This window comes from Caulobacter vibrioides OR37 (genome assembly GCF_000372645.1).
Taxonomy (GTDB): Bacteria; Pseudomonadota; Alphaproteobacteria; order Caulobacterales; family Caulobacteraceae; genus Caulobacter; species Caulobacter vibrioides_E.
On sequence record NZ_APMP01000022.1, the window covers coordinates 37,621 to 58,101 of the forward strand.

A 20,481-nucleotide genomic window follows, 5' to 3' on the forward strand; every position below is an offset into this window, starting at 1 on the left:
GTGAACAAGCCGATCGACGACATTTTGATCGTGGGCGGCGGCACGGCCGGCTGGCTGACCGCCGCCTATCTGGCCCGACGGCTGGGCGGTCTTCGGCCGGATGGGGTGCGGATCACCCTGATCGAGTCCAGCGAGATCGGCATCATCGGGGTGGGCGAGGGCACGTTCCCGACCATCCAGAACACCTTGCGCACGATCGGGATCGACGAGGCCCAGTTCATGCGCGGGGCCGGGGCGACCTTCAAGCAGGGCATTCGTTTCGTCGACTGGAAGACCGCGCCGAAGGACGGCGTCCATAGCCACTACTACCATCCGTTCGCCAGTCCGCGGCTGCTGAACGGGGGCCTGGATCTGGCGCCCTACTGGCTGTTGGGCGCGGCGGGCGACATTCCCTTTTCCGACGCCGTCACCCTGCAGGACAAGGTCTGCGAGGCCGGCCGCGCGCCCAAGCGGCTGGACGATCCGCAGTACGGCGGGCCGATGGCCTATGCCTACCATTTCGACGCCGGAAAACTGGCGAACCTGCTGCGGGATGTCGGCAAGCTGACCGGCGTCAAGCACCTGCTGGGCAATGTGACCGCCGTGAACAAGGCTAAGGACGGCGCCATCGCCTCGATCGCGACGGCCGAGCACGGCGAGCTGACCGCCGACCTCTATATCGACTGTACGGGCTTCGCCGGCGCGTTGATCGGCAAGGCCATGGGCGGCGAATGGATCGACAAGAGCGACACTCTGTTCGTCGATCGGGCTCTCGCCATGCAGGTTCCCTATGACCGGCCCGACGCGCCCGTGTCGACCACGACGATCTCGACCGCTCACGAGGCGGGCTGGACCTGGGACATCGGCCTGCCGGAGCGACGCGGCGCCGGCTATGTCTTCTCAAGCCGCCACACCAGCGAGGATCGCGCGGAGGAGATTCTACGCGGTTATGTCGGCAGGGCGGGGGATGGCCTGACGCCGCGCCTGCTGAAGCTGAAGGTGGGCCACCGCGCCCGGCACTGGATCAAGAACTGCGTGGCCGTGGGTCTGTCGGGCGGCTTTCTGGAGCCCCTGGAATCGACCGGCATCGTGCTGATCGAGGCCGCCGCCTACATGCTGGCCCGCAACCTGCCGCGTCATGGCGGTTTCGAGGCCGCCGCCCGGCAGTTCAACCAGGCCATGACCGATCGCTACCTACGGGCCATCGACTTCATCAAGCTGCACTACTGCATCAGCCAGCGGGCCGACAACGCGTTCTGGACGGATAACCGCGACCCCGCCTCGATCCCCGAAACCCTGCGGGATCATCTGGAGATGTGGAAGCACCGGCCGCCCAACATGTTCGACTTCCCGAACCTGCACGAGAGCTTCAAGTACTTCAATTACCAGTACATTCTCTATGGCATGGGCTATCCGACCCAGGTCGATCCGGCCGCGCACGACCATGTCGCCCTGGCCCGCGCCGACTTCGCCCGCGTTCAGGAGGCGGGCAAGCGCGCCGCCGCCGGCCTGCCCGATCATCGGCTGCTGCTGAACGCGGTGCATGGCCGAGGCTTCTTAAGCCCGGCGCCGGCCCCGGGCCTCGCCGAGGTCGGTGAGACCGTGCAACGGTGAGCGAGCTCGTCTTCGAGCCGCGCACCGATCCTCGCGCCGAGCGCCTGGAGGTCGGCTCCGCCCGGACCCCGATCCTGATCCTGGACGGATTGCTGGGCGGCGGCCAGGCGCTCGTCGATCACGCCGCCGAGACCGCCGTCCTGGCGCCGGTCAAGCCGGCGGCCAACTTCTATCCCGGCGTGCGCGCCCCGGCGCCGGCCGCCTATGTCCAGGCCTTGGTGCGGACCTTGCGGCCCTACCTGGCCGAGACGTTCGGGGTCCCGCCCGGGGGGCGGGCCGGGGTCAGCTGCGCGCTGTCGATGGCCACCTTGCCGGCCGACCAGGCCAGCCCCGCCCAGCGCCTGCCGCACATCGACACGCCGGAACCGAACCAGCTGGCGATCCTGCATTATCTGTGCGGGCCCGATCACGGCGGCACGGCCTTCTATCGCCATCGCGAGACCGGTCTGGACGTTGTCGACCCCGAACGGTCCCAGGCCTTCTTCACGACCTTGCGCCGCCAGATCGATGCTGGGCCCATCCCGCCGGGCTATATCCGCGCGTCCGGAGCGCTGTTCGAAAGGATCGGCGCGGTGGAGGCGGCCTTCGACCGGATCGTGGTCTATCCCAGCCGCCTGTTGCACGCGGGCATCCTGCCCGACGCGCCCGTCTCGCTCGACCCGCGCGAGGGGCGGCTGACCGTGAACACCTTCTATCGCTACGAAACCGCCTGAACGCGCGGATCAGGTCAGGCTGAAGCTGCGAAGCGTCTCGCCCGGGAAGACCCGATCGATATTGGCCTGGGTCAGGCCGAAGCGCCGGGAGACCAGGTCCGCGCAGATGCTCCGATAGCTGGAGAGCACGCGCAGGTCGCGCCGGTCGTTCAGCGTATCGGCCGCCAGCCTGACCTGATCGCCCGCCATCCGGCCACCTCGGACCGAACCGCCCAGCACCCAATAGACGCTGCCGTGACCATGGTCGGTGCCCTTGTCGCCGTTCTCCTTGAAGGTCCGGCCAAACTCCGACAGCACGACGACTGTGGTCTTGGACCACGCATCCGGCCCCATTTCGTCGGCGAGGCCCGCCAGGCCGCGTCCCAGCTGGCCGATCCGGTCGGCCAGGACGCCGGTCGCGCCGCCCTGGTTGACGTGGGTGTCCCAGCCGCCGACATCCATGAAGGCCAGGTTGTAGTCGGTCTTCATCAGGCGGGCGACGCGGCGGGCGGCCAGTTCGAAGCCGCTGGGCGAGACCGCGTTTCGGTTGGCGGCGATCATCTCGCCGGCGAGCGCCGAGTAGGCCTTGTCCCGAACCGCGAAGCCCTCGTCCACGGCCGCCTGCAGGGCCTGGCCCTTGTACATCTGCTCGATCAGCCGGGCCTGGCGGTCGTCGACGCCGGGCTTGTTGACGCTGGCCACCGAGATGTTCGGCACGGCGGTTTGGCCATGGAAGGTCAGGGGCGGCTGCGAGGTGAAGGCGATCGGACGCGATCCGGAGAGCTGACCGGCCAGGCGCGCCATGAAGCCGGAGCGGTAGTCGCGCGGGCCGGCGACCAGCTGGCCCAGCTCGATCGTGTCCTGGGTCTCGAAGTGGCTGCGAGTCATGTCGTCCGTGCCGGCGAACGGCACGAAGGCGATCTGCTTCTTCTGCCACAGCGGATAGATGCTGTCCTTCAGCGCCGGATGCAGGCTCCAGTCGTTGTCGAGCGGCAGGGCCGCGTTCGGATTGGCCGGATCGGGCCGGGCGATCGCGATGGTCGGGCGGCTCTGGTAGTAGAAGTCGCTGTAGGTCGGGATCACCACGTTGACGGCGTCATAGCCGCCCCGCAGGAAGATCACGAGGAAGCGCTGATCGGTCGCTGGGGCGCTCCAGGCCTGGCCTGTGACGGCGGCGGCCGAGAGGCCAAGAGTAGCGGTCAGGAAATCACGTCGACGCATGGCGGCGGCCTCATCGATGCAGGAACTCGGGGGAAGACAGGAAGAAGGTGTTCCACTCGGCCGGCGACTTGGCCTGGGCCAGGGCGGTCTGGGTCTGGGGACTGAGGTGGTCTTTCGTGCGCGCGTAGTAGAGCGCGTTCTGCAACTGCGGGAAGGCCGGCTGGTCCTCGCCGCCGTCGGGCTTGAACAGGCCCGATGAACCGGAGCCGATCTGCCGGGCCAGCTCGAACATCGCCGTCAGCTGGCCAGGACCGGACCAGGCCGTGTCCTCCAGCGGATAGCCGTCGGGCGTCTCGCGGCCGTAGAGGCTCTGGCCCAGCCGGTCGATCCAGCCGCGCATCGGGCCGGTATTGGCGATCGGGTGGCCGTCATAGGCCAGGCGGACCGCCGAAACGACATAGTGGACCGGGTCCTTGACCTTCTTGCCGAGCGAGGCCTTGAAGGCGTCGGAATGGAAGAGCGTGTTGAGCGTCTCGGCGATGTCGCCGTCGCTGCGCAGGAAGGTGGCGCTCATCTTGTCGACCAGCGCGGGCGGCGCGTCGCCGATGAAATAGAGGGCCAGCTTGGTCGAGATGTGCTTGGCCGTGGCCGGCTGGCGAGCCAGGGCGTCCAGGGTGGACTCGAATTCGGAGAGGCCGGTTCCGGAGATCTTGCGCCCCAGAACAACCTTCTCGCCGAAGTCGTGGCGGGCCGGGTTGAACTCCATCAGGCCGCGCCGGACATAGAACTCCTGCTGCTGGGGCTTCAGCTTGGGCGGATCGGGATTGAGGCTGACGCCGACGCCGGTCAGCACCCGCGCCATCTGCTCGACGTCCTGCTGGCTGTAGCCCGAGCCGACGCCCATGGTGTGCAGCTCAAGGATCTCGCGGGCGTAGTTTTCGTTGATGTGCCCGACCGCGTTCTGGTCGTTGTCCAAATAGCGCAGCATGGCCGGATGCAGGTCGGCGGCCTTCAGCAGGTCCTTGAACTTGCCCAGCGCGTGGGGGCGGATGGCCTGGTCTTCGTAGTCGCCGACCATGGCGCGGATGTCGCGCTTGTCGGCCTGGACGTTGAAGTGGTTGAACCAGAACCAGGTCATCTGCTCCTGCAGCTGGTTCGGGGAATAGAGGTCGCGCAGCAGCGACCGCGACGCCGCCTGCTGACGCAGGTCGTACATGGCCTTCTGATAGGCCGACTGCGCGGCCTGGCGTTCGGCCGGGTCCTGCAGCTTGCCGGCCGCCTTGCCCTGGGCGTCCATGTCGACGACCAGTTTGGCCACCGGCGTCGTCGAGATCCGCAGGGCGTCGATCTGCGCCTGGACCGGCGCGGGCAGGGCGGCCTGGGCGGACGGATGCAGTTGCTGCTTGAGCCAGCGCTCCGGCCCCACCCGCTCGGCCTCGGCCACGCTTTGCGAGGTGTCGCCCCAGGTGACGCGATCGACGAGCGGGGCGACGTCCGGCGTCGAGGCGGCGAATGCTCCTCCCGGCGCGCTCCCGGCGATCAGCGCGGCTGCCAGAACCAGTTGCGTTTGGCGTGCGACCATGGCGGGCTCCACTCTCGTTCTCCGCGATGACAGCCTTGGTACAACGCGTGGCGATACCAAGGCCGGCGGCCGCGGCTACGGGATATAGAACGGGGGGGCGATGTGATTCCGTCGCTGGGCGGTCGCGACGGCGGTGGGGGCGGCGCAGTCAATCCTTACGCTTGGAGCTTAAATTGGCTTTGAGCGCTGACGGCGGGCCTGCAAGCCGCTAATACCTATCGAAAGAATGTTCGTCGTGTTCCGCTAAATCGGAGTAGCGACCGATCGGGCGGCTAGAGTGGGGTGTCTATTTCTAATGGCTGAAGAGCCCAAACGTCGGCGGTTGCGTCAAAAAAGAAGCTCCACGCGAGCGAAGCTGCGTCAGCAGGCTAAGATTCAGAAAATAATTTGGATTTCTATTTCGGCTGCCTTAGGGGTTGCCATCGTTGCGATATTTATTCGATACGCCATGCTGTCCGCTGATTAGTGTTTATGCATATTTCCATCATATCATAAATTTAAAGGATAATTTTAGGTTTGTATCTATGTGCATGAATATTATTTGATGTGTTTTAATTCATTTCTCTGAGGTTTTTGGGGGCATTGGGCGAAGCTGATCTCATGCAAGAGTCCGATGTAAGGTTCATGCCGTCTAAGGCTTTGAAAATACTGGTCGTGGGCCTTAACTACGCCCCCGATTTCATTGGCATACCGAAATATACGACGGAGTTGTGTGAGGAGCTTGCGCGACGCGGGCATGAGTTAAACGTCGTGACAGCGCCGCCTTACTATCCTTCTTGGACCATTCCGGCGGCCTATCGCGGTCTGTGGCGGTCGGAAAGGCTGAATGGTGTTCAACTGACCCGGGCGCCATTGTACGTGCCGAAGAAGCCCAATGGCTTGACGAGGCTGCTGCATCATCTGTCTTTCGCGGTGACATCGCTTCCGTCCGCGGTTCTGAATGCCATGACGAAGCGCCCGGACATTGTTCTCGCCGTGGCGCCGTCTCTTATGTCGGCGCCGGCGGCTCTGCTTGCCGCGAAGTTGTCCGGCGCTCGATCATGGCTGCACATCCAGGACTTCGAAGTCGACGCGGCGTTCGAATTAGGAATGCTGAGAGGAGATACCGCGCGACGTTGGGCGGAGCGGCTTGAACGATCCTTGTTGGCCGGATTCGATCGCATCTCGACGATTTCCGAAAGCATGCGGCGCCTCCTTATTCGCAAGGGGATAAGCGAGGATGTGGCGCTGGAAGTCCGCAATTGGGTGGATGTCGACGCCGTCACGGCCTGGCCGAGTAGCAACACATCCTACCGCGCGGCGCTTGGGATCCCGATCGATCACATTGTCGCGCTCTATTCGGGAAACATGGCCGGCAAGCAGGGCCTGGAAGTCCTGGCCGAGGTGGCCGCGTTGCTCGAGGCGCGGTCAACCAAGGTCACGCTGCTGCTGTGCGGCCAGGGGCCGCTGAAGGGCGTGCTGGAGGCGGCATGCGCGGAACGCGGCAATGTCCGCTTTCTGGATCTGCAGCCGACCGAGATGTTTTCCGAACTTCTCGCGACGGCGGATATCCATCTGTTGCCGCAGCGCGCGGAGGCCGCTGATCTGGTCCTGCCGTCCAAGCTAACAGGCATGTTGGCGTCCGGTCGCCCCGTCGTCGCGATGGCTGGCGCGGGGACGGGCCTCGCGATCGAGGTCGAGGGCTGCGGCTTAGCCGTCGCGCCGGGCGACGCGATCGCGATGACCGATGCGATTCTGCGTCTGGCGACCGAAGAGACCCTTCGCCGCGACTTCGCCGTCGCCGCGAGAGCGCGCGCCGAGCAGCGCTGGCGGCGGTCGTCGGTGATCGATGGCCTGGAGGCCGAGCTTTTCAAATTGAGCCATCTCGCGCGCGGCGCGGTCTCCCCCTCACCCGCGCCTCGGGCGGGATAGATCAGGTAAGACGCGACCCGTCCGTCCCGATCCTTGAGGTCAAGGCGCTTAGCGCGGCCAGGCTCTCGCGTCGGTGCTTCTCGAACCACGATCGCGCCGCCGACCGTGTCGCCGTTCTGAGCTCGCCATCGGCGCTGAAAGCCGTCAGCCACGCAAGAGCGCCCTGCTGAAACGTCTCTTTCGGCCATATGGCGCCCGGCGCGCCGCCGTGGTCGCAGCCGATGCAGCCAATATCGGTTGAAAGCACCGCCGCGCCCTGCGCCAGGGCCTCGAGCAGAACCAGTGGCTGAGCTTCGTTCGCGTATTCGGTGGGGAACACGAAGGCGTCGATCGAGCGGTAGAAGTCCAGCTTCTTCTCTCCGTAGACGGGGCCGAGCCAGACGAAATCCTTCGGGTAATCGCGGGCGGCCGCCTCCATGGCCCGAGCCACCGCTGGGTCGTGACATGGCCCGGCCATTTTCGCCGCCACCGAGACGCCGTCCTGACGAAGCGTCCTGAAGAGATCGATAAATCTCAGCGCGCCCTTTTCCTGGGACAGGTTGGAGAGGTGGCCGATGATCAGGTCGCCGGCGTCACGCGGCGCGAGGGAATGCTCGTCGACCATGAAGCCGTTCGGCAGCACGAACGCGGCGGCCTTCGCGGTCTCCCAGGCTGTTCCATAGCGGGCGGCGAAGCGCTTGCCCATCTCCTCGCAGAGGAAGATGTGGACTGCGCCGCGAGGGGCTGATCGGATCAGCCGCTCCATCGCTGGAGAATGGCGGTCTATATAGGAGAAGTTATGGTGATGGAAATAGACGCCATATCCAGCCCATCGAGCGCATAGCGTAATCAAGATATTGATGTAGAGGCCGCTGTTGCTGTCTGTCGGCAGATAAAGAATGGACGCGCCGCTCTGTCTCCAGGTGAAGATTTTCAGGCAGGCGGAAAGAGATCTTGCGGTGCGGACGAGCATTTTCGCCGCGGTGGAGGTTCGGACGGGCGGACCGATATTGGCGGCGCCGCGCAGGAGGCCTTGGTCGCGGAAGAGTTCGACCATCCGCTGGCTCACCAGCGAGAGGCCGGTCACCGGAGGGGGCAGCTGCGCGACCGCGACGATCTGGGGGCTGTCTTTCACGGTGAGATCAGGTCGCGAAGCGCGCGAAGCCGATCCGCGCCAGCACGCGCTTGATCCGGTGATTGCGCAGCGCGTGGGTTCCCCTCAGGGCGCGGCGGAACGCGGCTTCGGCCTCCGGATCGACGACGACCCGGTCCGGCAGCGTGGGGGGCTCGGAGCCTTCCCACAGGAAGGGCGCGGGCGCGGTGACGAAGCGTTTCAGCGGCCCGAGACTGTTGTGGGTCGCCGTGCCGTCGAAGCCGATGTTGCGCACCAACGAGCGGGGCGGCATCAGCGTCAGTCCGTTGTTGCGGAAGACGCTCCACGACCAGCGGATTCCCCAGCTGTCCAGCTTCCCGCTCATCTGCTTTTCCAGCATGTCCGAGAACGGATAAACCCCATCGGAGTCGAAAGCGCGGCGCACGGACGGGTCATCCCGCACCGCCCGCCAGCCCGAGGCGGACGCATCGAATTTCGCCCGGGCCCGCGCCCAGGTCGCCCATCCCCACGTCGTCGCGAAATGCTGAAAGCCGCCGGTCTCGCGCCGCGCCAGAAACGGCGAGCGATATTGGTAGGCGCTGATCTGCATGACGTCCTCGGCGGCCTCGTAGGCGTCGAGGCCGCGATTCAGCCAGGCGAGGGCCGCGGGCTGCAGGATCAGGTCGTCCTCGATGACGATCACGCGGCCCGCGCGTTGCGTGATCTCGGTCACGGCCTCGATGATCGAATTGGCGAGCCCGACATTGTTGGGGCGCTCGACGATCGTCATGTTCGGGGTCTTGCGGGCGCGCAGCAGCCGCCGAACCTCCGCCACGTCGTCGCTGTCGGAGGGACCCCGGGGGCCGTCCGAGTAGGCGATGACGTCCGAGGCCGAGAACTCCGGGCAGCGTTGCAGAGCTTCCAGCGTCGCCGCGAGATGGCGCGGGCGACGAAAGGAGAAGATAGCGATCGGAGCTAAACCGCCCATTTTTCTTCCTTGCCCTTGAGCGGCCGAGATGCGCGAAGCAAGATATTCTTAGGGCGGAATAGAGAGGGTGTAAATCCCTAAGCATATTTTCACTGATAGATAACGCTTTGATTGTAATTCATGGTTATAAAAATTAAACTATGGAGAAGTTGGAAATGAAGTAAACGGTAAAAATTCACGAATGACGCGTTATTATTTTGAATAATAGTTTGGCACATTTCTGTTAATATGATTGATGTGCCGGGGTAAGCCAATCATGAAATATAATTTTGAATGAAGTTTTCATAGCGTTATTTTTAAGCGACGGGCTGGTGAATTTTTCCTGGCCCATGTTGAGTGCTTGTTTTGAAGTGCCCGTCGCGCTAGCAGGAAACGGTGACGGCGATCTTGCCTGTTACAGATGGTTTTGCGTGGGGCATGACGCGGCTTTTGATCGTCGTCGATGGTGAGGACGGGCACCGTCGCGAATTTATCGCTCTATTTCAGCAAATGGCCGCCAAAGGCGGGGCCGAGGTCGAGACAAGGCGTCTTCGTTTCTCTGACGTATTGAGTTCGAAGGCCATCTTTTCGCCAATGCTCGAAGAGCACACGCTGGGGTTTCTTCTCGTGGGCGTCCTGCGCGCTCTACTGGGAAAGCGCAGTTGCGCGCTGCTTTTTCGCCCTGGGGAAGTCGTGCGCTCCAGCGCGCCCAAGCATGTGCTCAAGCGCATTTTGCTGAGGGCGATAAGGGGCCTGCCGCTTATCACGATCATCACCATCATGCCGTTCGAACTTGATCCGGCCTTCTCCGCGATCGCGGATGACTGGATCCATGATCCGCAGCTCTGGGATCTTGCGCCGAGCTCGGATGACGCGGCCACCGGGCTCGCGGACGATATCCGCGCGGCCTCTGGAGGGCGGCCGGTCATGGTCGCTCTGGGCGCGCAGAGCCGAGACAAGGGCTTCGATTTTCTGTCGGATGTCTGGGACAGACATCCCGCCGCCAGAGAGCGGTGGCTCTTTGTCGCGGCCGGAAAAATCTCTGGCGCGTCGAGGGAAAAAGCGCGCCGGTTCGCCGAGCAAGGCGGGGTTCTGATCGACCGCTTCGTGAGCGACGCCGAGCTGAAGGATCTCTATAACGAGGCCTCGATGGTCTGGGGGTGTTATGCTCCGGAATACGACCAAGCCTCGGGCATTTTTGGGCGCGCGGTGCAGCTGGGCAAGCCGGTGATGGTGCGCGACGGCGCTTACGTTCAACGGTTGGCGCAAATCCTCGACCATCCGACCTTGGCGGCGCCGTGGGACGACACCGAGGCCGTGGCGAGGCTGCTCTCCACGCCCCCCCCGGCGGTGGAAGCTCCATCGGCCAAGGTGAGGGCCATGCGGCGGCGAAGCGCCGAGGTGCTATCCCGCGCGCTTGGCGTGCCCATGGCGGAGAGCACGCTGTGACCACCGGAGGTTTGAAGCGCAACGCGGTTTGGAACCTATTGGAGGTTCTGCTTTCAAGTCTTGTCCTGTTCGTTCTGTACCGCTTGATCCTCAAGCACCTGGGCGTCGCTTCACTCGGCGTCTGGTCGCTGGTGCTGGCGACCACGTCTCTGGCGCGGGTGGCCGACCTGGGCGCGTCCGGCGGCTTGGGACGGTATGTCGCCGTCTCGCAGGCCCGAGGGCAGGGCGGGGAGGAGGCGCTCGTCTATGTGGAGACGGCGCTCTTGACCAATACGGCCTTCTATCTGGTTTTGGGGTTCGTGCTGTATTGGCCCGCGTGGTGGGGGCTTGGCCTCAGCATACACGGTCCAGCGCTGGAGCAGGCCCGGTCGCTGCTGCCCTTCGCCATCGGGTCGTTCGTGCTGCAGAATATCGCCAACGTGTTGACCGGCGCGCTGGTCGGCTTCCATCGATCCTACCAGAAGAGCATGTTGATGCTCGTGACCTTGATGGCGCAAGCGGGTGTCGCCGTGGCCTCCGTCAAGACCCTGGGTCTGCGGGGCGTGGCCCTGGCGCAGATCGTCCAGTACCTGCTTCTGACCGGCGCGGGATGGTTTCTCGTCGCGCGCGCGGCGGGCAAGACGGGCTTCGTGCTGCCATGGCGCGTCCGCATGGCGCCCCTCCGGGAACTGATGGGTTTTGGGCTACGCTTGCAGGCGCTGAATATCGCCAGCTTCCTGTTCGAACCTTTCACCAAGTTCGCCTTCTCGTCGCTGGGCGGGTTGAGCGCGCTTGGCATGTACGAACTCGCCTCGAGAGGCATTTTGCAGGTGCGCCAGCTCGTTGTCGCGCCCGGCCAGAATCTGCCGCCGCTTTTCGCGGCGGCGTATGAGCGCGACGCCGCCGAGATGCGGAGAATATACGAGAGCGCTCTAACGGTGATGGCGGCGGCTTCCGGCATTTCAATGCTCGGGATGGCGGTTGGCTCTCCGCTGATCAGCCTGGTCTGGCTGCATCATGTGGATTCTCTGTTTATCGTGTTCTCCTGCATTCTGGCGGCAGGCTGGTTCTTCAACACCGTCTCGGCGCCGGGATACTTTCTTGGCATAGGGACGGGGCGGCTCAGGTGGAATATTGTCGGGGGGCTGATCAGCACTCTCGGCAGTCCCGCGCTCGCGTTGCTACTTGCAAAGCCGTTGGCGGGTGTGGGCGTCGCAACGGCAGCGATGACCGCCACCGGCTGTGGGGCCGTTTTCACGTGGCTGATGAACTGCCGCTCGCTCGGGGTGCCAGTTATGCCATCACATTATGCATGGACACGCCTTTTGACGCGTATTGCGGGTGCGGGGACCAGCAATTCTTAATACGGACGGAAACCTGAGCCGCGACGTGATGCGGTGACGTTAGCCGCATCACGTCGATCGAAGCCCTAAGTGCTAACCTGTGGTGGCCTTTCCCGAAGCCGCGTCTCGGCCAGCGAGAGAAGGTGACAGGACAACACGGTCAAGGCTACTGGACCCAAGATGGACATCAGGGATCCGCGGAAAAGGATGGCCGCGAAGCCGGCAAGTGTGGCGCAGAGCGCCATAGTATGAAACCTGCCTTGATTGAAATTCGCGGTTCTATCGACCGCTCCCACAATCAGACCTGTCGCCGCGCCTGCGAAGATAAGCCCCAGCCAACCGAAATCGGAGAATATTTCTCCTGGCATGGGCGCTGAAATGTTGGAATACGAATATCCGTTCTTCAGAGCGGCGATTGATCCAGTTGGATAAGATTTGCCCTCCCACATCTCTCTAGGAATAAAGAAGAGTGCCGATGAAAGGAGTTGCTTACCAAGTTGAATGCCGTCTCGGGATATCCAGTTGTATATATTGATGACGGATTGGAAGCTGTCCAGATCTCCCGAGTAAATAATATAATTTCCAGGCGAAAAGGAAAAATCCTTCCTGACATTTCCTCGCGTAAGGTGGTCGATGTACGGAAATAACGTCAGGACCCCTATGGGGTAAAATACAATAGAGAATATTTTCTTGAAATACGCGGATAGTGGATAGAATAGTATGAAAATAGATATGATATAACCAAATAGAACGAACCTTGCTAGGGCTGGTGGGAAGTTCACAAAAGAAAAAACAACGATAGATATCAGTAAAGATATAGATGATGGTGGTGATTTGATTTTTCCAAAAAGGTGAAATGATAGTATAAGTGCGCAGAACGACAGGGATCGAGAAAGTTGTATCTCGGCCTGCTTGGTTGGGTCGAGGGCGATGCCGAAACCTTCTCGCCGAAAGTTCACGAATTTGTCGATGCCGATTACGGATGCGATGGCCAGCGATAGCAGACAAAGTCCAAAAATCAGCAAAAGCGCCGAACCTGGGGAGAGGGTCGTGGCTTTCGGATTCGCGCGTTGCTGCTTTGGGAGTGCCCAGGCGAGCGCGCACCCCGCATTGAAGGTCGTGCAAAACATGAGGGTGATGGCAGCCGCCGCAGTGACGGACGTCTCATCGTAGCTCATGCGGTAGAATGGAAAGAAGCCGTTAGCAGATTGGAATATTCCTGGAATTATAAGAATAGAAACTAGATATAGATTGGAAAATATCTCGAACCATTTAACGTCTGGCTTATTTATGCTTGAATATAGGCCATATACGCACGGGGCCAGGGACATGGCCAATATAACCCGGGCGGTTGAGTATGAGTTTCCAAAAAAGAATGATAGAGAAAGTACGATAGCGGAAGCCGCCATGGAAATTGATATGGCGGATATGGATTTGGTAATCCTAATATTTGTCGCTTTACTCATAATTTCTTCTATTTTTAATTTCTGCCTGCGTGCAGCATTAGAGTGAATTTCTATAGTATCTGTACGTTCTCTCTAGGCCCTCCCGTAGCGAGATCTTCGGCTTCCATCCCATCCCCCTAAGCTTGTCCGCGCTCATCAACTTCCTCGGGGTGCCGTCGGGCTTGGACGTGTCGGTGATGATCTCGCCCTCGAAGCCCACAACCTCGCAGACCAGCCGCGCCAGCTCAAGGATGGTGATGTCCTCGCCCGAGCCGACATTGACGTGCTCGAAGTCGGAATAGGTCTTCATCAGGAACACGCAGGCGTCGGCGCAGTCGTCGGCGTTCAGGAACTCGCGGCGCGGCGTGCCCGTGCCCCAGATCGTGATGCTGTCGGCGCCGGCCAGCTTGGCCTCGTGGGCCTTGCGGATCAGGGCCGGCATGACGTGGCTGCTGTTCAGATCGAAGTTGTCGCCGATGCCGTAGAGGTTGGTCGGCATGGCGCTGATGAAGTCGCAGCCGTGCTGCTTGCGATAGGCCTGGGCCAGCTTGATGCCGGCGATCTTGGCGATCGCGTACCACTCGTTGGTCGGCTCCAGCGGGCCGGTCAGCAGGCTGTCCTCGGTGATCGGCTGCGGCGCGAACTTCGGATAGATGCATGACGAGCCGAGGAACAGCACCTTGCCGACGCCGCTGCGCCAGGCCGCGTCGACGATGTTCGTCTCGATGACCAGGTTGTTGTAGAGGAAGTCGGCCGGATAGGTGTCGTTGGCCAGGATGCCGCCGACCTTGGCCGCGGCCATGAAGATGGCGTCGGGCTTGTTCGCCGCGATCCAGGCCTCGACGGCGCTCTGGCGCTCGAGGTCGAGGACGTCGCGGCCGGCGGTCAGGATCTCACAGCCTTCCGAGGCTAGGCGACGCACGATCGCCGAGCCGACCATGCCGCGATGGCCGGCCACCCAGACGCGCTTGCCCTTGAGGGGAAAGATGACTTGTTCGTCGTTCATGGCTGCGCTCTAGTTTCCGTCTGCCGCTTGATCGATCTTATCCAGCAGGCTGGACGATGACTTGGTGTCGACCTTCCTGAAAAAGAGCTTTCTGGATTGTATTATTTCTTCCAAGTCGTCTTCTTTGAAGGTTCTGCTTAGGCTGCGGTCTATCAAATGTATATTCGCGGTCAAGAAAACGCCTCGCTCGACATTCTTTATCGGGGGCGAGCATTTTTCACTCAGGTGTGAACTATGAACAACGGAGTGGAAGAATGATTCGTCTGGCGCAAAAGTGAATCGGAAGAAATTGACAATATCCGGTCTCGTTTCGAATATTCTTAGTGCGTACTCCGCGATTTCCTTCCGAAGGACCCACCATTGAGATCCGTGATAGAGCACTAGATCTTCGGGCTTCCTCTTCGATATCAAGCCGAGCGCTGCATTAAGGATTTTTCTGATGGCCTTTTCCGAAAAGCGCCCCAGGGAATTTCCGGATATCTGCCTTGGAAGTATGCCATCTCTCCAAACCCGCTTAGCCAGCAGATTTTTGAGGTGAGGAGATTCTGAGGCGCGGAAGCAATTAATTGAGCTCAATTCCATCTTGGAAATGGATTCGTTGATGGCATTTATATTTTTTGCCGGGTAGCAAGATCCCGAGAGAAGCGCCAGTGTTTCGACATTGCTATATTTGAGAAGCGCGGCTCTTATAAGTTCTATAGTTGCCTCGACCATCGAAAATCCAGCCCAGTAAACCGCCTTTCTCTTGGTAATGAATTCAACCCCGTCTATTGATGGCGGAGAGCCGGACTTCAAGTCCCAATGCACAAAGATGGGGTTAGGCTTTAGTCTTTGTGTCAAACGCCTGAGGTGCGCCTCGTCGCCATGCGCGAGAACTAGAAAGGCGATCTGGTTCAAGGGAGCCTCCGCGACTATCCGTGGGGCGAAACTTTGGGCTGCCTATTCCGCGTTCCTGCGCTGCTCCCGGGCGACATTGATCATGTCGGCGGCGACCATCTCGGCGCAGAGCTGCTGCCACTTGGTTTCGTGCACCCAGCCGAGCTTGGTCTTGGCCTTGGTCGGGTCGCCGATCAGCAGCTCGACCTCGGTCGGGCGGAAGTAGCGCGGGTCGACCTCGACCAGGACCTTGCCGGTCTCGGCGCAGGTTCCCTTCTCGTCGACGCCGGCGCCCGACCAGGTGATCGTGATGCCGACTTCCGAGAAGGCCTTGGTCACGAAGTCACGCACCAGGGTGGTCTCGCCGGTGGCCAGGACGTAGTCGTCCGGCGTGTCCTGCTGCAGCATCAGCCACATGCCGCGGACATATTCGCGGGCGTGGCCCCAGTCGCGCTTGGCGTCCAGATTGCCGAGATAGAGCTTGTCCTGGAAGCCCTGCTTGATGGCCGCGACGGCGCGGGTGATCTTGCGGGTGACGAAGGTCTCGCCGCGCAGCGGGCTCTCGTGGTTGAACAGGATGCCGTTGCTGGCGTGGATGCCGTAGGCCTCGCGGTAGTTGACCACGATCCAGTAGCCATAGAGCTTCGCGGCGGCGTAGGGGCTGCGCGGATAGAAGGGGGTCTTCTCGCTCTGCGGCACTTCCTGGACCAGGCCATACAGTTCCGAGGTCGAGGCCTGGTAGAACCGGGTCTTCTTCTCCAGGCCCAGGATGCGGATGGCTTCCAGCAGGCGCAGGGTGCCGGTGGCGTCGGCGTTGCTGGTGTATTCCGGGGTCTCGAAGCTGACCTGGACGTGGCTCTGGGCCGCCAGGTTGTAGATCTCGTCCGGCTGGGTCTGCTGCACGATCCGGATCAGGTTCGTGCTGTCGGTCATGTCGCCGTAATGCAGGATGAAGCGCGGGTTGGCTTCGTGCGGATCTTGGTAGATGTGCTCGAGGCGGCCGGTGTTGAACGACGACGAGCGCCGCTTCACGCCGTGGACCGTATAGCCCTTCGCGAGCAGCAGCTCCGAAAGATACGCGCCATCTTGCCCGGTCACGCCCGTGATGAGCGCGACCTTACCATTGCTTTCCACCGTCATCAGGTCCCCACCTTCAAGAACGCGGCTATTCAGCCTTGCGTAAGGGCTCTTTAGCGGAAGCTTTTGGCCGATGCGACTCCAATGTCGCGGCGTCGACGACAAAAGCTGCCATTGAGCGTGAAATAGGCGTCGCGCGCCATCATAGATATTTAACCAAATGGACAGCGCAAAGACATTCGGCGCCCGTCCTTTCGGCGCGGCTCATTTGTGAAGAGATCGAGGAGAAGATCTAACGGGGATTTCGTCGACCGAGACGAGAGGCGCGCTATACCTAAAGCCGTCTCCTTCGACGCCCGCTCCGCGCGGAAGGCCGAGCGCCCGGTTGAGAGGGGGCGTTCAGAGGCGCGGCGACCGTGGTCGTGATTTCGCCTGGGTCGAGACCGCGCCAAGCAGCTGCCTGACGCCGTTCACGAAATCGCCCACATCTCCCAAGGAAGCGCTATCGGCCGCGGCCTTGGCCATCTCCGTCCAAGTGGATTCACTGGACGAGAGGAGACGCATGAAAAAGGCGAGGCCTTCGGCGTTTGACGGTTCGAACACAAAGCCGTTTATCCCGGTTTTGACCAAATGGTCGCGCGCCCCGCAGTTGTCGGACACCAGAACCGGCACGCCCATGGAAAGCGCCTCGGGAATAACCTGGCCGAATTGCTCTTCGGTGCTCGGCAAGATGAGCGCGAGGCTCGTCGCCAGGGTGCGGCAGACCTCTTCAGTCTGAACAAATCCCTTGAACTCGACCAAATTCGATAGGCCGAGATCTTGGCTAAGCGCTTTCAGTTCGCTTTCGAGGGGCCCCGAGCCGCAGATCACTAGCCGTCGCGGCTTGTTGGCGCGAGCTAGGATGGCCAACGCTCGCAGAGCGAGCGCGATATTCTTTTTGGGGATCAATCGCGCGACGATGGTGAAATGGCGATTGGCGAAATCCTCGCCGCCCGGAGCCGGAGCTGAATTCGCCAAATGACGGATTCTGGAAACAGAAACCGCGTCGTATCCAAGGGCAATGTGGTGACGTTGGATGCCGAGAAAACGTAAATAATCCGCGGAGCGTTGGCTGGCGGCCAAGGCTCCCTGATAAGGTAGAAGGAAAAAAGTCTTTACCGCTTCACGCCAAAGGTCGCGCCTATAGTCGTCGAACTTAGAATCATTCATCGTAAAAGTCTTGATTCCAAGCGCGCGAACCATGAATGCCGCGAGCAAAATTTCCGGTCGTTGGTAATGGCAAAAGAATACTGCTTGGGGTCGATTAGACGCTATGGCGGAGATAATTTTCCAAGGCGACCAAGGGTCTCTTTCTTCCGGAGAAGAGAGTGTTATCTTTTTGAAAGAGTTGCTGGACTCGCTAATCCAGTCATAATCACTGCTTCGGCTAAGGATTTCCAGGCCGATGACGGGGATTTCGGGAACGTCCCGGGCGAGCGCCTCGCAACGATCGACATGCAATGGGCCGAAATTTTCCCAAACGAAGATTATTGGCCGATGGCGAGCTAAATGGTTCACGAGCGGTCCTCGGCGTCGCCGCTGGGGATTTTATCGAGCGCGCCAACGTCCGAGATAAAATGGCAAGGCGACGCGCCCCCCGAGCCATCGGCGAGCAATCCGTGGTTGAGCTGCGGGGCGGTGCGGGAGTATTGGTGTCTTCGGACGCTTAGCTCGACGACGATAGCCGCTTGCATTCTAGGCTCGACCAATATCTCCCGGCGCGGGGGAACAGCGCTCGACGACTAGGAAAGTCGCACGAGAAAGACGTCGCCGAGGCGTTGGGTCCTCCTGCAAATATTGTGAATTTCTTATAACGCCGCTATCGCGGGTTTTGGCGATGCCTTGGTGCGCGGGCCGAGACTATCGAGCGCGCCAAGATTTCGAAGACGCGCGGCTACGAGATGGTAATCGGCCGGCGTAGGGACGAACCAGAGCGATAAAGGAGATCCTGGTAGTCGGACGTGGAGCGTGTCGCCCATCCGCCGCTCAGCTCGGCGACCAATTTTTCACGCCGGGTAATCTTGAATTTCGGAGTTCCAAGCGCCCAGGGGATGCGAAGGCGTTGGATGCCGGAACCGACATCCAAATAGGTATTGTTAATCCATAGACGTGCGGGGCGAGTTAAAAACGCCAGCATCTCGATCTCGTCGTATGGACCGTCAGAACCTGCCTGAAGGTGAAATCGGGGTGCGGTTTGCAAGGCGCCGGTGCCAGCGGCGCCCGTTTGCTCCAGCCTGTAGAAGTAATAGAAGGCATCGCGCTCTATCGTTGGCGGGCTCCCTCCCTTCCACCAGCTGAGGTGGTATCTGGCTACATCCGAATAGCCGAATTGAGTCTGTGTAGAGGGTTGGATCGCATGGCCCTCGGCATAGTCATTCCAAGTGCCGATCACCAAGTATCGACCGGTCCTGGCTCGTGCGAAGTCGAAGCCCGCGATGAGGTTCCGACTCCCGCGCGCCTCGCAATAGACCTGCGATCTCGGTCGATGATCTTGAGGCATGACTTGCGCGGCGAACTCTAGTTTGTTCGCGGCGCAGAAGTCAGCAGCCGTGTTCATGCTGCTATCGTGATCGAAATCGGAGATTTTATTTCCGCGCCAGACCGAAATTCCTGATGCGAGGCCGGCATAGCTCTGGATTGAATGGATATCCAGGAACGTGGGAAGGAAGAAGACATCCTCTCCAATCCTTGAGATTATAGAGGCCCAGCGAGAGGGGCCTATCGCTTCCGGCCTGTAGCAGCCCACGACGAGTTTTCCATCTGAGTGGCGTAGAACTGGTGAGGCGGAGCGGAAGGCATTAAAATAGTCCGCCACTTTTTGATCGCTTAAACTGGAAATGCTATCGCAATCGATAGAGAGCATAATATTAAATGAATTAAATTGGGTGGCCGCGGATATCATGATTTGAGTTTTTGAGTGTGCGGAATAGTCGCCTGCCTCGTTCATCTGAAAGCAGTCGATTCCCATGCGCTTTGCCATGGTGATTTCGTCTCTGGCGTCCGCGATGCGCCAATCTTCGCGCGTGGAAGTGATCGCTGGCCGGGGAAGGGGGCGGTTTCGCACATACCCGCCGTAAGCGCGGTGAATGCCGCGCTCCCCATTCGGCGATAGGTAGCCGGACTCATAATAATCGTCGGGCCAGTTCTTATTATCTATAGAGCGCGGGAAGAAATGCCAGTGAGCTATGGCAATCCGATTTGGATTTATATCTAACTTTCCGGACGGATATAGATTTTCATTATCATCTATATCGTGATCAGAGAGATAATATGATTCTGCGTGGTCGTTTTTGTTGCCGGATTTTGTTGTAATTAATTCTAGAATATATTTCGATAAAGAAGCGGCGCCCATGCCGTATAGCGCTTGTCGACGCGTCGAAGTTTGAGGGGGCTCGCAGCCAAAAGCCCATTGGCTTTCCTTGAAGCCGCCTGGCGATAGGGGGAACGATTCAAGGAAATTGCCTCCTTGGTTGTTCATGCGTGGGACTGAAAAGCAGCGTTTATTCATAACGACGACGATTGCTAGTTATCGCCATGCGTGGAACGTTCGGCATGTCGTCCATGGTCGATCCTATTGCTCGCGATACGGCTGTTCGTGGCTGGATGGGGTGTTCCTGGAGAGTTTTATGCTCAGGGAAAGAACGAAACCAGCCTTGGTCGACTTCTATATTGGGCAGATCGCCGTCGGTAGTGTTCACAAAAGGATCCAGTCTTCGTGGCCGCGCCAGCGTTGAACATCCGCGCCGCCATGGCGGGCGGCTTGGGTCACTGGATATCGACGGGCGATAATCGCCGTTCGCGGGCAAAAGGGCGTGATTATCGAGGGCGGGCTGGTAGTTTTATGACCACACAAGTCCATCGTCGCGGAAAACGACGAGGTGGGCACTGCTAATGGCGGCGCCATGTTTTGAGCGGTGGAGGCCCGGCCCGGAATCGAACCGGGGTGCACGGATTTGCAGTCCGCTGCGTCACCACTCCGCCACCGGGCCATCCGGGTGTCGACGCGAAACGTCGGCGGGGGAGGGCCTCGATACAGGAGCGTTCGCGGCGCTGCAACTTCGAAATGACGTTCGCCAGGTCAAGCGCCGAGGCTGGCGGAGCGCTGGCGAGGCCTAGGTCCCCAGGGCGCGTCGACCGCGTCGAAGCGACGGGAAATCGCCCGCCGTGCGGGGATTCAGCGCGAAAAGACGCGGATTCAGGATTGCAACTGGGGCGGCTTGATGGTCAAGCTCGCCGCCCCTTCACCACCCCACCGGTGAAGCAACTCGGGCGGCGCCTTCGGGGGGGCC

General features: G+C 60.8%; 16 protein-coding genes and 1 tRNA gene. 6 read left to right on the top strand and 11 right to left on the bottom strand.

What is annotated here, in order from left to right:
• Both OR37_RS15115 and OR37_RS15120 read left to right on the top strand, forming a co-directional pair.
• Positions 1 to 1,593, top strand: a complete 1,593-nt coding sequence (locus OR37_RS15115) for a tryptophan halogenase family protein (RefSeq protein ID WP_004621683.1) — start codon at positions 1 to 3, stop codon at positions 1,591 to 1,593.
• Entirely contained in the window at positions 1,590 to 2,306 is a 717-nt protein-coding gene (locus OR37_RS15120; RefSeq protein WP_004621686.1) for a DUF6445 family protein, read from the top strand. Before OR37_RS15115 ends, OR37_RS15120 begins: the two co-directional genes overlap by 4 nt.
• 9 nt (positions 2,307 to 2,315) lie before the next feature.
• Here OR37_RS15120 and OR37_RS15125 read toward each other — a convergent pair whose 3' ends face one another.
• Positions 2,316 to 3,506 carry a DUF1501 domain-containing protein gene (locus tag OR37_RS15125; RefSeq protein ID WP_004621689.1) on the bottom strand — a complete coding sequence of 397 codons (1,191 nt, stop codon included), beginning with the start codon at positions 3,504 to 3,506 and terminating at the stop codon, positions 2,316 to 2,318.
• Positions 3,507 to 3,516: 10 nt separating this feature from the next.
• Complete coding sequence (locus OR37_RS15130; RefSeq protein ID WP_004621690.1) at positions 3,517 to 5,028, bottom strand: DUF1800 domain-containing protein; 1,512 nt, start codon at positions 5,026 to 5,028, stop codon at positions 3,517 to 3,519.
• Positions 5,029 to 5,628: 600 nt separating this feature from the next.
• Here OR37_RS15130 and OR37_RS15135 point away from each other — a divergent pair.
• Positions 5,629 to 6,939, top strand: a complete 1,311-nt coding sequence (locus OR37_RS15135) for a WcaI family glycosyltransferase (RefSeq protein WP_081612960.1) — start codon at positions 5,629 to 5,631, stop codon at positions 6,937 to 6,939.
• A 1-nt stretch (position 6,940) separates the two neighbouring features.
• On the opposite strand, the gene OR37_RS15140 is transcribed toward OR37_RS15135, so the two are convergent.
• Complete coding sequence (locus OR37_RS15140; protein ID WP_004621694.1) at positions 6,941 to 8,053, bottom strand: glycosyltransferase family 4 protein; 1,113 nt, start codon at positions 8,051 to 8,053, stop codon at positions 6,941 to 6,943.
• Positions 8,054 to 8,060: 7 nt separating this feature from the next.
• Positions 8,061 to 8,999, bottom strand: coding sequence for a glycosyltransferase (locus OR37_RS15145; RefSeq protein WP_004621696.1), 939 nt, complete (start codon positions 8,997 to 8,999; stop codon positions 8,061 to 8,063).
• Between the two features lie 375 nt (positions 9,000 to 9,374).
• Between OR37_RS15145 and OR37_RS15150 the strand changes: the two genes are divergently transcribed.
• Both OR37_RS15150 and OR37_RS15155 read left to right on the top strand, forming a co-directional pair.
• A complete protein-coding gene (locus OR37_RS15150; protein ID WP_131368832.1) occupies positions 9,375 to 10,427 on the top strand; it encodes a hypothetical protein in 1,053 nt (350 codons plus the stop codon).
• Positions 10,424 to 11,770 carry a lipopolysaccharide biosynthesis protein gene (locus OR37_RS15155; RefSeq protein WP_004621699.1) on the top strand — a complete coding sequence of 449 codons (1,347 nt, stop codon included), beginning with the start codon at positions 10,424 to 10,426 and terminating at the stop codon, positions 11,768 to 11,770. Before OR37_RS15150 ends, OR37_RS15155 begins: the two co-directional genes overlap by 4 nt.
• A 65-nt stretch (positions 11,771 to 11,835) precedes the next feature.
• Here OR37_RS15155 and OR37_RS21695 read toward each other — a convergent pair whose 3' ends face one another.
• On the bottom strand, positions 11,836 to 12,927 hold the full coding sequence (locus OR37_RS21695; RefSeq protein WP_131368833.1) for a hypothetical protein: 1,092 nt from the start codon (positions 12,925 to 12,927) through the stop codon (positions 11,836 to 11,838).
• A gap of 151 nt (positions 12,928 to 13,078) precedes the next feature.
• Here OR37_RS21695 and OR37_RS21700 point away from each other — a divergent pair, with 151 nt between their 5' ends.
• Positions 13,079 to 13,261 carry a hypothetical protein gene (locus OR37_RS21700; protein ID WP_131368834.1) on the top strand — a complete coding sequence of 61 codons (183 nt, stop codon included), beginning with the start codon at positions 13,079 to 13,081 and terminating at the stop codon, positions 13,259 to 13,261.
• Here the strand turns inward: OR37_RS21700 and fcl are convergent.
• From fcl to OR37_RS15180, 6 genes are all read right to left on the bottom strand, one after another.
• The gene (gene fcl, locus OR37_RS15160; protein WP_004621701.1) at positions 13,253 to 14,200 is read right to left on the bottom strand and encodes a GDP-L-fucose synthase; all 948 of its coding nucleotides are present in this window, start codon (positions 14,198 to 14,200) and stop codon (positions 13,253 to 13,255) included. The genes OR37_RS21700 and fcl overlap by 9 nt on opposite strands.
• 9 nt (positions 14,201 to 14,209) lie before the next feature.
• Positions 14,210 to 15,097 (bottom strand): beta-1,6-N-acetylglucosaminyltransferase, encoded by an 888-nt coding sequence (locus OR37_RS21120; RefSeq protein WP_004621702.1) that lies wholly within the window; start codon positions 15,095 to 15,097, stop codon positions 14,210 to 14,212.
• A gap of 42 nt (positions 15,098 to 15,139) precedes the next feature.
• Positions 15,140 to 16,216 (bottom strand): GDP-mannose 4,6-dehydratase, encoded by a 1,077-nt coding sequence (gmd, locus tag OR37_RS15165; RefSeq protein WP_004621703.1) that lies wholly within the window; start codon positions 16,214 to 16,216, stop codon positions 15,140 to 15,142.
• Positions 16,217 to 16,552: 336 nt separating this feature from the next.
• Entirely contained in the window at positions 16,553 to 17,653 is a 1,101-nt protein-coding gene (locus OR37_RS21125; RefSeq protein ID WP_131368835.1) for a glycosyltransferase, read from the bottom strand.
• A gap of 433 nt (positions 17,654 to 18,086) precedes the next feature.
• Positions 18,087 to 19,670, bottom strand: coding sequence for an endo-1,3-alpha-glucanase family glycosylhydrolase (locus OR37_RS21130; protein ID WP_165570622.1), 1,584 nt, complete (start codon positions 19,668 to 19,670; stop codon positions 18,087 to 18,089).
• 437 nt (positions 19,671 to 20,107) lie between these two features.
• Positions 20,108 to 20,181: transfer RNA gene (locus OR37_RS15180), tRNA-Cys, on the bottom strand.
• Between the last annotated feature and the right edge of the window lie 300 nt (positions 20,182 to 20,481).